Annotated in this window: 10 protein-coding genes; 4 read left to right on the top strand and 6 right to left on the bottom strand. The window is 59.1% G+C overall.

The genetic code is table 11. The features are described from left to right. Positions 1–124: 124 nt before the first annotated feature. The 4 genes from ACM6I0_RS07615 to ACM6I0_RS07630 all read left to right on the top strand — a co-directional run bounded on the left by ACM6I0_RS07615 (position 125) and on the right by ACM6I0_RS07630 (position 5722). Positions 125–1498, top strand: coding sequence for a glutamine synthetase family protein (locus ACM6I0_RS07615; protein ID WP_414921910.1), 1374 nt, complete (start codon positions 125–127; stop codon positions 1496–1498). Between the two features lie 7 nt (positions 1499–1505). After that, positions 1506–2897, top strand: coding sequence for an aldehyde dehydrogenase family protein (locus ACM6I0_RS07620; protein WP_414921911.1), 1392 nt, complete (start codon positions 1506–1508; stop codon positions 2895–2897). 3 nt (positions 2898–2900) lie between these two features. Further along, on the top strand, positions 2901–4061 hold the full coding sequence (locus ACM6I0_RS07625) for an iron-containing alcohol dehydrogenase (protein ID WP_414921912.1): 1161 nt from the start codon (positions 2901–2903) through the stop codon (positions 4059–4061). Positions 4062–4174: 113 nt separating this feature from the next. Beyond that, positions 4175–5722 (top strand): amino acid permease, encoded by a 1548-nt coding sequence (locus ACM6I0_RS07630; RefSeq protein WP_285429426.1) that lies wholly within the window; start codon positions 4175–4177, stop codon positions 5720–5722. Between the two features lie 150 nt (positions 5723–5872). Here the strand turns inward: ACM6I0_RS07630 and ACM6I0_RS07635 are convergent, their stop codons facing one another. The 6 genes from ACM6I0_RS07635 to ACM6I0_RS07660 form a co-directional block, all read right to left on the bottom strand. Further along, complete coding sequence (locus tag ACM6I0_RS07635) at positions 5873–7177, bottom strand: OprD family porin (RefSeq protein WP_414921913.1); 1305 nt, start codon at positions 7175–7177, stop codon at positions 5873–5875. A 73-nt stretch (positions 7178–7250) separates the two neighbouring features. Beyond that, complete coding sequence (locus ACM6I0_RS07640) at positions 7251–8621, bottom strand: MFS transporter (protein WP_222586647.1); 1371 nt, start codon at positions 8619–8621, stop codon at positions 7251–7253. 60 nt (positions 8622–8681) lie between these two features. Next, positions 8682–9515, bottom strand: a complete 834-nt coding sequence (locus tag ACM6I0_RS07645; RefSeq protein ID WP_414921914.1) for an inositol monophosphatase family protein — start codon at positions 9513–9515, stop codon at positions 8682–8684. 149 nt (positions 9516–9664) lie between these two features. Next, positions 9665–10654, bottom strand: a complete 990-nt coding sequence (locus ACM6I0_RS07650; protein WP_414921915.1) for a LacI family DNA-binding transcriptional regulator — start codon at positions 10652–10654, stop codon at positions 9665–9667. A 218-nt stretch (positions 10655–10872) separates the two neighbouring features. Next, complete coding sequence (locus ACM6I0_RS07655) at positions 10873–12033, bottom strand: L-talarate/galactarate dehydratase (RefSeq protein ID WP_414921916.1); 1161 nt, start codon at positions 12031–12033, stop codon at positions 10873–10875. Between the two features lie 37 nt (positions 12034–12070). Beyond that, the gene (locus ACM6I0_RS07660; protein WP_414922524.1) at positions 12071–13387 is read right to left on the bottom strand and encodes an MFS transporter; all 1317 of its coding nucleotides are present in this window, start codon (positions 13385–13387) and stop codon (positions 12071–12073) included. Positions 13388–13542: the final 155 nt, after the last annotated feature.

The raw sequence follows: 13542 nt of genomic DNA on the forward strand, positions 1-13542 counted from the left end.
CGTAGGCTAAGCTAAGAGCAGCTTATTGCTCACGATGCTCGCGTCTGCAGGTTTTGGTTTGTTCTGGAGAGCGTCTGCAACAGCTATCTCAGACAGGCCCAACCTATTCACGCAGGATTACGTGATGACCGAGCCCTTCCTCACTTTCGAGCAACTCAAGCGCGCTGCTGCCTCTGGCGAAATCGATACCGTTCTGGTGTGCATGGTCGACATGCAGGGCCGACTGGTCGGCAAGCGATTCCAGGTCGAGTTTTTCATCGACAGCGGACATGAAGAAACCCACTGCTGCAATTACCTGCTGGCCGACGACATCGACATGGAGCCCGTGCCGGGCTACGCCGCCGCCAGTTGGAGCAAAGGCTACGGCGACTTCGTGCTCAAGCCCGACATGGCCACGTTGCGCCGAGTGCCCTGGCTCGAATGCACGGCATTGGTGCTGTGCGATGTGCTCGATCATCACCATCGAAAGGACTTGCCCCACAGCCCGAGGGCCATCCTGAAAAAGCAGATCGAGCGTCTGCGCGAACGCGGCTACACCGGCATGTTCGCCTCGGAACTTGAGTTCTACCTGTTCGACGAGAGCTACGAGGCCATCCACAAACGCAACTACCACAAGCCAAAAACCGCCGGCCACTACATCGAGGATTACAACATCCTCCAGACCACCCGCGAAGAGCCGGTGCTGCGGGCGATTCGCAAGCATCTGCAAGCCTGCGGCATCCCCGTGGAGAACTCCAAGGGTGAATGGGGGCCGGGGCAGGAAGAGATCAACATTCGCTACGCCGATGCGCTGACGATGGCCGACCACCACGTCATCATCAAACACGCCTGCAAGGAGATTGCGCAACTGCAAGGCAAGGCGATCACGTTCATGGCCAAGTGGCGTTATGACGCCGCCGGTTCCAGCAGCCATATCCACAATTCACTGTGGGACAAGAACGGCAAGAAGCCGCTGTTCTTCGACGCCAAGGCTGAGTTCGGCATGTCGAAACTGATGCGCGCCTGGGTGGCCGGGCAGCTCAAATATGCCAACGACATAACCTGTTTTCTCGCGCCGTACATCAATTCCTATAAGCGCTTCCAGGCCGGCACCTTTGCGCCGACTCGGGCGGTCTGGAGCCGCGACAACCGCACCGCAGGCTTTCGCCTGTGCGCAGAAAGCAGCAAGTCCATCCGCATTGAATGCCGCATCGGTGGCGCCGACCTCAACCCTTACCTGGCTTTCGCCGCGTTAATCGCTGCGGGCCTGGCCGGCATCGACGAGAAGCTCAACCTCGCGCCGCCCTTTGAAGGCGATGCCTACGTCGACGAACACTTGCCTGAAGTGTCGAAGACCTTGCGCGAAGCCTGCACCGCGCTCAAGGGCTCGACGATGTTGCGCGAAGCGTTCGGCGATGAAGTGATCGACCACTACGTGCACACCGCCGAATGGGAGCAGAAGGAATACGACCGGCGCATCACCGACTGGGAATTGCAGCGCGGCTTCGAGCGCTATTGAGGCGATCATGACTTCGATGATTCAACTCATCTCACCGGTCGATGGCCGGGTCTATGCCGAGCGCCATTGCGCCGATGCCGTACAGATCGAGCAGGCGCTGACGGCTGCCGCAGCCGCCCAGGTGCAATGGAAACGCAGACCACTGAGCGAACGCGCCGCTTTTTGCAGTCCTGCGGTGGACGCGATGCTGGCCATGAAGGACGAAATCGTCCCGGAACTGGCCTGGCAGATGGGCCGCCCGGTGCGCTATGGCGCGGGAGAACTGCGCGGTTTCGAAGAACGCGCCCGGCACATGATCGCCATCGCGCCCAAAGCCCTGGCAACAATAGAGCCCACGCCGATTGCGGGGTTTCGCCGCTATATCAAACGTGAACCGCTGGGTACGGTGCTTGTCGTCGCACCCTGGAATTACCCCTATCTGACGGCGGTGAACACGATCATTCCGGCTCTGATGGCCGGCAACAGCGTCATCCTCAAACACGCCTCGCAAACGCTGCTGGTGGGCGAACGGTTCGCCGAAGCGTTTCGCCGCGCCAATCTGCCGGAAGGCCTGTTCCACAATTTGCTGCTCGATCATCAGCAGACCGCGTCGATGATTGCCTCTGGCCGCGTGCAGCATGTGAACTTCACCGGTTCGGTCGCCGCCGGCAAGGCCATGGAAACCGCCGCCACGGGACGCTTCCTCGGCATCGGCCTGGAACTCGGCGGCAAAGACCCGGCCTACGTTCGCGCAGACGCCAACCTTGAACACGCGGTAGAAAACCTGGTGGACGGCAGCTTCTTCAACTCCGGGCAAAGCTGCTGCGCCGTTGAACGCATCTATGTTGATAAGAAAATCTACCCGGCCTTTGTCGAGCGATTCGTCGCGCTGACCAATCAATACGTGCTGGGCAATCCACTCGATGAAGCCACCACCCTCGGCCCGCTGGTGAACCCGGGCGCTGCAGAATTCGTCCGTGGCCAGATAGCCGAGGCGCTGTCAAAAGGCGCCAAGGCCCTGATCGATCCGAAAGCCTTCCCCCTTGATGCGCCGGGCAGCGCCTACCTCGCGCCGCAGGTATTGGTCGACGTCAGCCATGACATGTCGGTCATGCGCGAGGAAAGCTTCGGCCCAGTGGTCGGCATCATGCCGGTGGCCAGCGACGACGAAGCCATTGCCTTGATGAACGACAGTGAATTCGGCCTCAGCGCGTCCATCTGGACCCAGGACCTCGCCGCGGCGGAACACTTGGGCAACCAAATCGACACCGGCACTGTGTTCATGAACCGCTGCGATTACCTGGACCCGGCCCTGGCCTGGACCGGGGTGAAGCACAGCGGGCGCGGGGTCACGCTGTCATCCCTGGGCTACGAACACCTGACCCGAGCGAAATCCTTCCATCTTCGCCACGAGACCTGAGCCATGAGCCTGACCGGAAACTGGAACTACCCCACGAGCATTCGTTTCGGCGTCGGCCGCATCGCCGAACTGGCCGAGGTCTGTCGCAGCCAGGGTATCCAGCGACCGTTGCTGGTCACCGACAGCGGCCTGGCGCGCGCCCCGATCACCATCGCGGCAGTGGACGCCTTGCGCGCGGCCGGGCTGGGTGTCGCGCTGTTTTGCGACCTCAAGCCCAATCCCGTCGAAGCCAACCTCGCCGGCGGACTCGATGCCTGGCGCGCAGGCAAACACGATGGCGTGGTCGCGTTCGGCGGAGGCAGCGGCCTGGACATGGGCAAACTCATCGCCTTCATGAGCGGCCAGACCCGGCCGGTCTGGGATTTCGAAGACATCGGCGACTACTGGACCCGCGCCGACGACAGTCGGATCGCCCCGGTCATCGCCGTACCAACGACGGCGGGCACCGGTTCGGAAGTGGGCCGTGCGGCGGTGATCATCGACGAGCAAACCCACACCAAACGCATCATCTTCCACCCGAAAATGATGCCACGCGTGGTCATCAGCGACCCGGCCCTGACCGTCGGCATGCCGGCAAAAGTCACCGCCGGCACAGGCATGGATGCGTTGGCGCATTGCCTGGAATCCTACTGTGCCCCCGGTTTTCATCCGATGGCCGACGGCATCGCGGTGGAAGGCATGCGCATGGTCGCCAATGCCCTGGTGCGGGCGGTGCATACGCCGTCCGACCTTGATGCACGTGCGCAAATGCTCGCCGCGGCGGCAATGGGCGCCACCGCTTTCCAGAAAGGCCTGGGCGGGATGCACGCCCTCTCGCATCCGGTGGGCGCGCTGTATGACACCCATCACGGCATGACCAACGCCACGTTCATGCCCTATGTCTTGCAGTTCAATCGTCCCGCCATCGAAGAACGCATCACGCGCCTGGCGGCTTACTTGCGATTGCCCTCGCCCGGCTTCGACAGCTTCCTGGCCTTCCTCCTCAAACTGCGCAAGGACATCGGCGTGCCGCACACGTTGATAGAACTGGGCGTGGATGATCGGCAGGCCGATTTGATCGCCGACATGGCGATTGTCGATCCGTCTGCCAGTGGCAACCCGCTGCCATTGACACGGGCCGGTGCCGCACAGATTTTCGACGCGGCGTATCACGGTCGTCTCTAGAGCCGTTGCCGCGCGGACAGCGTTGCAAAAAGGAGCAGTACGACAAGGGGTTGAAGACCAAGCCATCCGGGACCCCGGATGGATGCGTATCAAAACCTGAAGGGGCACACGACATGAAGCCAGCAAGCCCGCACGACGATGACGTCAAGGTGCTGCACAGCATGGGCTATGCCCAGCAGCTCTCGCGACGCATGGGCGTTTTCTCCAACTTTGCCATTTCCTTTTCGATCATCTGCATCCTCTCGGGTGGCATCAACTCACTCGCCCAGGGCACCTCGGGCGCGGGCGGCGCGTCCATCGGTATCGGCTGGCCGATCGGTTGCCTGATCTCCGGGGTCTTCGCCATGGCCATGGCGCAGATTTCCTCCGCCTACCCCACCGCTGGCGGCCTCTATCACTGGGGCTCGATTCTCGGTAACCGCTTCACCGGCTGGCTGACGGCCTGGTTCAACCTGCTGGGCCTGATCACCGTGCTTGGCGCGATCAACGTCGGGACGTATTACTTCTTTTTCGGCGCCTTCGGACCGGCATTGGGCATGGAAGACACCATCACGACACGGGTGATTTTCCTGGCGATCCTCACGGGCCTCCAGGCCTTGTGCAATCACCTGGGGATTGGCCTGACCGCCAAGCTCACCGACTTCTCGGGGTATCTGATCTTCGCCACCGCGCTCGCGCTGACCATCGTCTGCCTGATATCGGCGCCCAGTTATGAGTTCGCCCGGTTATGGACCTTCAGCAACTATTCCGGCGAAGCGGGCGGCAACGTCTGGCCGCAGGTCTCGAACAGCTGGGTGTTCATGCTCGGCCTGCTGTTGCCGATCTACACCATCACCGGCTATGACGCCTCCGCGCACACCTCGGAAGAGACACACAACGCGACCTTGTCGGTGCCACGCGGCATGGTCACTTCAGTGGTCTGGTCGCTGCTGTTCGGCTGGCTCATGCTCTGCTCGTTTGTCCTGATGCTGCCGAGCATGGACGAGGCCGCCAAGCACGGCTGGACCGTGTTTTTCTGGGCGATGGACACCCAAGTCAACCCGACCGTAAAAACGGCGCTGTACGTGGCCATTTTCATTTCACAAGTGCTCTGCGGACTGGCGACCGTCACCTCGGTCTCACGCATGATCTTCGCGTTCTCCCGTGACGGCGGCCTGCCCTTCTCCAAGGCACTTTCCTCCGTTTCGCCAACCCTTCGCAGCCCGGTGGCGGCGATCTGGACCGGCGCCACGCTCGCGGTATTGTTCGACTGGGGATCGTCGGTGATATCGATCGGTGAAACGCCGGTCTACACCATCGTCGTGTCCTGCACGGTGATCTTCCTGTTCTTCTCCTTCATCATCCCCATCGTGCTCGGCCTGTTCACCTACGGCACCTCGAAGTGGCCCACCATGGGGCCATGGAACATGGGGCGATTCTGGTACACGGTGTTCGCCCTGCTCTCGGTCCTCTCGATGGTGATCATCTTCGTCATCGGCATCCAGCCACCCAACGAATGGGCGCTGTACATTACCATCGGCTTCCTGGTGCTGACCGCCATCGTCTGGTTCGGCTTCGAAGCCCGTCGCTTCCAGGGACCGCCAAAGGGCGATTTGATCGTCAGGCGCCAGGCGGAAATTGTCGCGGAGGAAGAGGCGCTGAACAGACGCGCTGGAAACTGATACTGGCGCCATAAAAAACGGGGCGCTGAGCGCCCCGTTTTTATGAAAGCAGATAGATCGAAGGATAAGAAACCTGTGGCGAGGGACAGCGGTTACGCAGGTGGGTCAATCCTGTCCAGCACCCGGTTTGCCGTGATAGCCCATGAAGCACTAGAAGATCGACAGCGGGTAGGAAATGATCAACCGGTTCTCGTTGAAGCTGTTGGTGTTTCCGTAATCCCGGCGCACCGTCGCATTGCGCCAGCGTACGTACAACGATTTGAAGCTGCCACTCTGCACCACGTAGCCGACTTCCGATTCCCGACCGGCCTCCTTGCCATCGGTCACACTGCCGGTATGAGCATGAGTGCCCTTGATATAGCGATTCATGAGCGTAAGCCCGGGCACGCCCAGCGCGGCGAAATCATAGTCATGCCGTACTTGCCAGGACCGCTCACCGGCGTTGTCGTAGCTTGACCCATAGCTGTCATTGGCGACCGTGGCACCACTGGCGCCCGCCACCCTCTGCCAGGCACTGTCTCCCGTCAGTCGTTGCAGTCCCACATAAAACACATTGGCGCCTGCCTTGAGCGAGAACAGGCCCGACATCGTGCGATTGTCCTGATTCCCGGCCCGTGCCGAGCCGTCTTCTTGCCCATTGAAATACACGAGATTGGCACCCAGAACGACACCGCCAACGGGTTGAGAGTGAATGAGCTGGAAGAATTGTTGATGGTAGATATCTTCGAGTTGGGCATACCAGGCACCGACCATCGTGCGTTTTTCATTGAATCCGTATTCCGCCCCGACAAAATTGAAATGGTCCGACTCGATGCTGTTCTTGCCATGGAGCGATACGCCCACGCCGTTTTGCGACAGCTTTTCCATGCTGGCATCGTTGCGCTGACTGTTGCCCTGAAACTGTCCCGCATACAAGGTCATGTTCGGGATGTCCTTTGAGGTGAGCTGAGCGCCTTCCAGCGTCTGCGGCAGGGACCGGCCATCGTCGGCACGCAAGATGGGCAGCACAGGCATCCACTCCCCCACCTTCAACTCAGTGCTTGAAAAGCGCGCCTTGCCAGCAATCGCCAGGCGGCCGAAATCATCAGCAGGTCGATTACCATCATGAGTGGGTAGCAGTTGGGTGCCATAGGTGCCACGCCCCCCATCCAGCTTGAGCGCATACATGCCAAGCGCATCCACCCCGAATCCCACAGTTCCGGCAGTAAAGCCGGAGCGGGCATCGAGGATGAAGCTCTGAGTCCATTCGACCGCGGCTCCCCTTTTGGTTGGACCTGGAAGTGCCTTGGACGCGCCGTTGTCGACAAAATCTCGACTCATGTAAAAGTTGCGCAAGGTAAGCCCAACCTTTGCATCGTCGACAAACCCTTCGGCATAAGCCGTGGGCAGCAGGCAGATAGTGCTCAATGCTGCAACCAGACTGGAGCGGGAGACCTCGATTAACGTGCGTTTCATTGTTGTTCTCGTTTTTCAGGCATGAGTTTGCCCATCCCGGCGACTGGCGCCGGGAGGCGTCAACTACAGGGCGTCAGGAGTGTGTGTGCAGGGGCGAGTGTTGAGCGTTGCCGCGTCGCGTTGCAGAAACTCTTGCGAGCAGGCAGGTGAACAAGACCGATGCAAGCGATGCACCTACCCAGAACTGAGAGAGGGTATGAAAGTCGTAGAGTTTGGTGCCTGAGGCTGTGAGGGTGGTGCTGTGTTGAATGATGATTCCGGTCAGCATTTCACCGGCGGCGGCACCGGTGTAACTGACGATACCAATCATGCCCAACGCTGCGCCTGCGGCTGCCTTGCCCGCAATGTCCACCGCCATCAACCCTCCGAGAAAGCACAGCAAGGCGCCGAGTGAACTACCGAAAATCATCATGCCCAGAACGTCCAGCCAGTAATGATCAGCCGGCACGTACAGGATCAGCGCCAGACCTGCAGCGTTCATGAGACCAAGGGCAATGGCCATGCCATGGCGGCGACCCGAGAAAAAGCGGTCGGAGACAAAGCCGCTCAAGCCGGTGCCGACAATCCCGCAGACACTGGTGATCGATATCAGCGTCGAGGCACTCAGGGTGTCGTAGTGCTTGGCGTTCTCGAGAAAGAACACACCCCAGGAGTTGATGGCATAGCGACCGATGTACATCAGGCAGGATGCCAGGGCGAGCAGCCACAGAGCCGGACTCTTGAGCAGCAGCCACTGCGTGGAGGTGACGCTGGACACGCCTTCAGCGGCCTTGAGTTGAGGCTTGGAATTGACCGGCGCAAAACCCTCGCTCTCAGGAGAATCCCGCATGAAGCCGAATACCAGGATGATCCCCAGGATACCCATGGCCGTCGCGAGCCAGTAGCCGTACTGCCAGCCCCAGGAAACCACTACCGCCGCCACGGCGATGTAAGTCAGCGCCTCACCCAGGTTATGAGCGATAGACCAGAAGCCATAGTAAGTGCCGCGCTCGCGATCGCTGTACCACCTGGCCAGCGAGACCACACAAGGCCCCACACCCATCGATTGCGCCCAGCCATTGATACCCCAGGCCAGCGTCAGCACTACGGCGTTGGTGGTCAGCCCCATGCAAACGTTGACCAGCGCACTGAGTGCCAGCCCCAGCATCATGCAGCGACGAACGTTCGCATAGTCGGCCAGAAAGCCGTTGACCAGCTTACCCACCGCATAGGTGAAAAAAAGCGCCGAGCCGATCACGCCGAGTTCGCTGGGACTGAGGATGTCCTGCGACACCAGCGCCGGTTTGACAACGTTGAAGGACAACCGACAGACATAAAACAGGGCATAGCTCAGCGACATCGAGAGCAGGGTTTGCAGACGCAAGCGCTTGAACGCTTTGGAATCCAGTGTGGGGTCCTGCGCACGCGCAGGCGCTGCCTTGAGCAGACTGAGTAGTGATTTCATAGCCGACAGTTCCTATTGTTATTGTGCTTGCTGTACGTGCTTGGTGAGACGGTTGGTTAATTAATCTTCCAGCGATACACCTATCATTGAGGCCACCTGCTCATAGATTCGAGGGGCAGCCACCAAAAGCGAGTTGCCATTGACCAGGCCATCATTGCGCAGGAAATCATTGGCGACGCCACCCGCCTCGCTCACCAGGACCAACCCGGCCAGACAATCCCAGCTATTGATGTGAGTTTCGTAGTAACCGATCAGCCGTCCGGCTGCGACGTAGGCAATCATCAATGCCCCTGATCCATTTCGAATGAAGGTGCCTCCCTGGTCCAGCAACTGTGAAACGAACGGGATGAAATGCTCCTTGCCACGACGATGCGAAGTACCGACGCCCATGACACCGTGCCGGACATCCACCGCACTGTGCACGCAAAGACGCTGATCGTTGACCCAGGCACCCTGCCCGACGAGGGCATGAAACAACTCGTCATGCACCGCGTCGGCGACCGCGCCAAGCCAGGGTTGGCCATCCACCAACAGACCGATGGAGACGCACCAGCTATGTAGCCCGTTGACGAAACAACTTGTGCCGTCGACAGGATCCACGACCCAGATGCAACGGGCATTCAACGCGGCACCGCCGGTTTCTTCGCCCAGAAAACCATCTTCGGGAAAAAGCTCTGCCAGGCGCGTTTTGATGAATGCTTCTACATCCTTATCAACAGCGCTGACCAAATCCTGAAGCTCATCACCCTTGTGACCGACAACAAGTTGATCGCGCTGATGGTATGGCCCCAGAGCCCGTTGCGCCGCCTCTATGGCCAACGCTTTCGCACATGCATAGCGCGCTTGCAGCGCTTGGTCATCCAGGAAACAGGACGCCTGCCGATGTGGCTGCATACCTCTCTACCTCGCTTTTGGAGAGTTTTGCACACGTGTGCAAAACAGGATTAAAAAAAAGTGACAAGGTCACTTCGACGGGTTTCAGGAAAAACGTCACCCTCATAAAACATGAAATAAAATTTCTTTTCAACAATTTTTTAAACTATTTATTCCATTGTGGTGGAACGTTTTGTCAGGGCGACCTGAGCCACCAAAGGTGCGTCGCATCCTTCCAAAGTGGCTCGAACTGCTAAACGCGCCAGCGCATCCGGGTCTTGGCGAATAGTCGTCAAGCCATACGCATCCTGCGCCGCCTGGGGGATATCGTCGAACCCGACGACGGCTACGTCTTGAGGAACGCGAACTTGCTTATGCACTCGCAGAACGTCCAACACGCCCAGCGCCAGCATGTCTGTCGCGCAAAAAATGCCGTCTGGCCTGGCAGCGCTGCTCCACAACGCGAGTGCAGCCCGACGTCCGCCCTCGTAGCCACCCGCACCTTCGTAATGTTCTACGAACGCCTCCATGCCGTTCGCGAGCAGCTCCTGCCGGAACCCCAGAAGGCGTTGCCGAGAGCTGTAATGACTTTCACTTTGACCAATGAATGCCAGACGTTTCGCACCGCTTCGCAACAGTTCTTTCGCCGCAAGACGGCCGCCCTCTACGTGATCACTGGTGACCGCATTGGCGCCACTGACCGAGATGGCGCTGTTGATCATGGTCAGAGGCACTTGCCGGTGCAGATAGCGCTCGACTTGTTCAACCGATGCCGCCGAAGAAGTGAGAATGACGCCCACGACCTGATAGCTAAGCAAGTCATGCATCGAGCGCTCAAGTTGTTCGGGGTCGTTGGCGTTCATCAACAGTGGCATTAGCCCGTGGACATTCAAATGGTGAGTCAATGGCCCCAGCAGGCTCGCCAGAAACGGGTTCTCGAATCCTGCCGTGATCACGCCAACGAAATTGCTGCTGCCCTTGTTCATCGTTCGCGCAATGAAGTTGACCTGATACCCCAATGCCTCAGCGGACCGAAGTACCTTCTCCCGTGTGCGCGCCGATACGCTGGCGCCAGGGGTAAAGGTTCTCGACACCGCAGAACGGGATACGCCTGCATGCAGCGCAACGGCTTCGGCGGTCACAATATCGGGTAACGGCATTTAGAACACTCATCTCGGCTGAGCAACCATTCTGGCAGCGTCAGGTGTCTTCATTCAAATTCAATGACGACCAAACACGCCAGGTTGAACGAAGCCGCTGGCGGGTCAGTGGGAATACCAGAGTTCCTGTCGAGAGTCACTCCCACGCCAGAGCGTGGGAACGATCAACAGCAACGCTTTTTTAAGTGAACAGCATTACACCGGGCGACCAACGTTTTTCAGGGACGAGCACCCACCTCAGCTTCTTGCGCCGTCCACGGTTTGACTTGCTCGCTGAGTGTCAGCCCCAAACCGGGACGTGTGGGGACCAGCATGCGGCCGTCGCGGGTTTCCAGGCGTTCGTTGAAGAGCGGCTCAAGCCATTCGAAGTGTTCGACCCACGGTTCGGTCGGGTACGCCGCCGCCAAGTGAACGTGCAACTCCATCGCAAAGTGCGGAGCCAGCATCAGTCCCGCTTGCTCGGCCATTGCTGCGACCTTCAGGTAAGGGGTGATACCGCCTACTCGTGGTGCATCGGGCATCAGGAAGTCAGCGCCGCGCAGCTTGATGAACTCGGCGTGCTCGGCAACGCTGGTTAGCATTTCACCCGTTGCGATCGGCGTATCGAATTGTTGTGCCAACGCGGCGTGGCCCTCGGCGTCATAGCAGTCCAGCGGTTCTTCAATCCAGATCAGGTTGTACTCTTCGAACTGGCGGCACATGCGCTGGGCCGTCGGGCGATCCCATTGCTGATTGGCATCGACCATCAGAGGGAAGTTGTCGCCCAGGTGCTTGCGCACGGTGCTGACACGCTTGATATCGATGGCACAATCCGGCTGCCCGACTTTGAGTTTGATACCACCAATGCCCTTCTCCCGGGACAGGTCGGTGTTCTTCATCAACTGGTCAAGCGGCGTGTGAAGGAAACCACCCGAGGTGTTGTAGCAGCGTACCGAATCGCGTTGAGCACCGAGCAATCGGGCCAGTGACAAGTTGGCGCGCTTGGCTTTCAAATCCCACAGCGCCACGTCGAAGGCACCGATGGCCTGAGTCGACATGCCGCTGCGGCCTACGGACGCGCCAGCCCAGCACAGCTTGGTCCAAAGCTTGGAAATGTCACTCGGGTTTTCCCCGATCAGCGCCGGAGCGATTTCCTTTGCGTGGGCGAATTGACCCGGCCCGCCTGCACGCTTGGAGTAGCTGAAACCAAGGCCACGGTGACCGTCGATGGTTTCGATTTCCGCGAACAGAATGGCGATCTCGGTCATCGGCTTTTGCCGTCCGGTCAGCACCTTGGCATCGCTGATCGGATTGGCCAGAGGCAGAATTACCGAAGAGACCCGAACCCAGGCAATGCGATCATCGTCGGAGGATTTGATAGGTTCTTGTTGTGCGAGCATGTTGCTCTCCTTAACAGTGATGAGGTCTTGAAAGAGATCAGGTACGGGGATTCGAAAACTGGGGATTCACCGCAACGCCTTCGGCAGGGTTGACCGGTAGATCTTCGAAATCATCAAGTTGCAGGCGCTTGAGTGGCCCGACGATAAACAGGTAGGAAAACGCGCCGAGCAATCCCATGCCCGCGACATACATCAGCGCGACATCGAAGGATCCCAACTGGTTGATCATCACGCCGATGGCGATAGGCGTCACAATGCTGGCGAGGTTGCCGCAGAAGTTGAACATGGCGCCGCTGACGCCCATGGCCCGCGCCGGGGAAACGTCACCGACGATGCACCAGCCCAGGTTGCCGACGCCTTTGGCGAAGAAGGCGACGGACATCACCAGAATGACCAAGGTGATCGACTGGGTGTAGTTGGCGACCATGATGCTGCTGGAGAGCAACAAGCCACAGATGATCGGGGTCTTGCGCGCCGCGGTGAGGCTGAAGCCTTTGCGTAGCATCCAATCCGACCAGACGCCGCCGATCATGCCACCCAGGCACCCGGCGATAGGTGGAATGGCGGCGACCAGACCGACCTTCAGCATGGTCATGCCTTTGGCTTCGATCAGGTAAGTCGGGAACCAGGTCAGGAAAAACCAGGTAATCGACGTCAGGCAAAACTGCCCAAGATAAATACCCGCCATCATCCGGTTGCCGCCGATGGCCTTCATGCGCTTCCAACTGAACGGCGTTTTCACGTCACCGATGGTTGGCAGGCCACCTCCCGCTTCGATGTAGTCGATCTCGGCCTGATTGGCACGCTTGTCTTTGCGTGGCTCCTGAACCATTCGGAACCACATAAAACCAATCAGGATACCGGCGCCACCTGTGACCCAAAACACGTGCTGCCAACCCCAGGTGCTGACCAGCCACACCATCAAGGGCGTGAAAGCTGCGAGGGCAAAATACTGAGCGGACTGGAACACCGCCGTGGCCAAACCACGTTCGTGGCGCGGGAACCACATAACGGTCAAACGGTTATTGGCGGGGAACGCAGGAGCTTCGGCAACACCCATCATGAAACGCAAAACAAACAGCGCGAGAAAGGCCGAGCTGAACAGGTCGACGTAGCCTTGCAGGAAGGTAAAAACCGACCAGATGATAAGGCTCATCCCAAGAACAAGGCGTGACCCGAATCGATCGAGGATGATGCCGCCAGGAAGCTGCATCGATGTGTAAGCCCAGCCGAATGCCGAAAAGGCGATGCCCATGGTCATGGCATCGAAGCCAAGATCTGTGCGCATGCTGGGGGCCGCAATGGACAGCGTTGCCCGGTCAACGTAGTTGAAAACGGTGACGATGAAAATCATCACGAGGATCAGATAGCGGACGTTTGTCTTCGCTACCGCTTGCGTAGGGTTGATCACTATTATTTTCCTTATTGTGAGTACAGCAATGAATCCTTGTGGCCCTTACAGCTCCTGATAGCGGATTGATCGGGCAATGATTGCGCAATCATACAGGT

It is taken from the genome of Pseudomonas sp. IT-P294, from assembly GCF_949767865.1.
GTDB lineage: Bacteria > Pseudomonadota > Gammaproteobacteria > Pseudomonadales > Pseudomonadaceae > Aquipseudomonas.

What these genes read in the sequence shown, in the direction of transcription:
- ACM6I0_RS07615 (WP_414921910.1), top strand. Translation starts at nt 125, where the DNA reads ATGACCGAGCCCTTCCTCACTTTCGAGCAACTCAAGCGCGCTGCTGCC.
- ACM6I0_RS07620 (WP_414921911.1), top strand. Translation starts at nt 1,506, where the DNA reads ATGACTTCGATGATTCAACTCATCTCACCGGTCGATGGCCGGGTCTAT.
- ACM6I0_RS07625 (WP_414921912.1), top strand. Translation starts at nt 2,901, where the DNA reads ATGAGCCTGACCGGAAACTGGAACTACCCCACGAGCATTCGTTTCGGC.
- ACM6I0_RS07630 (WP_285429426.1), top strand. Translation starts at nt 4,175, where the DNA reads ATGAAGCCAGCAAGCCCGCACGACGATGACGTCAAGGTGCTGCACAGC.
- ACM6I0_RS07635 (WP_414921913.1), bottom strand. Translation starts at nt 7,177, where the DNA reads ATGAAACGCACGTTAATCGAGGTCTCCCGCTCCAGTCTGGTTGCAGCA.
- ACM6I0_RS07640 (WP_222586647.1), bottom strand. Translation starts at nt 8,621, where the DNA reads ATGAAATCACTACTCAGTCTGCTCAAGGCAGCGCCTGCGCGTGCGCAG.
- ACM6I0_RS07645 (WP_414921914.1), bottom strand. Translation starts at nt 9,515, where the DNA reads ATGCAGCCACATCGGCAGGCGTCCTGTTTCCTGGATGACCAAGCGCTG.
- ACM6I0_RS07650 (WP_414921915.1), bottom strand. Translation starts at nt 10,654, where the DNA reads ATGCCGTTACCCGATATTGTGACCGCCGAAGCCGTTGCGCTGCATGCA.
- ACM6I0_RS07655 (WP_414921916.1), bottom strand. Translation starts at nt 12,033, where the DNA reads ATGCTCGCACAACAAGAACCTATCAAATCCTCCGACGATGATCGCATT.
- ACM6I0_RS07660 (WP_414922524.1), bottom strand. Translation starts at nt 13,387, where the DNA reads ATGATTTTCATCGTCACCGTTTTCAACTACGTTGACCGGGCAACGCTG.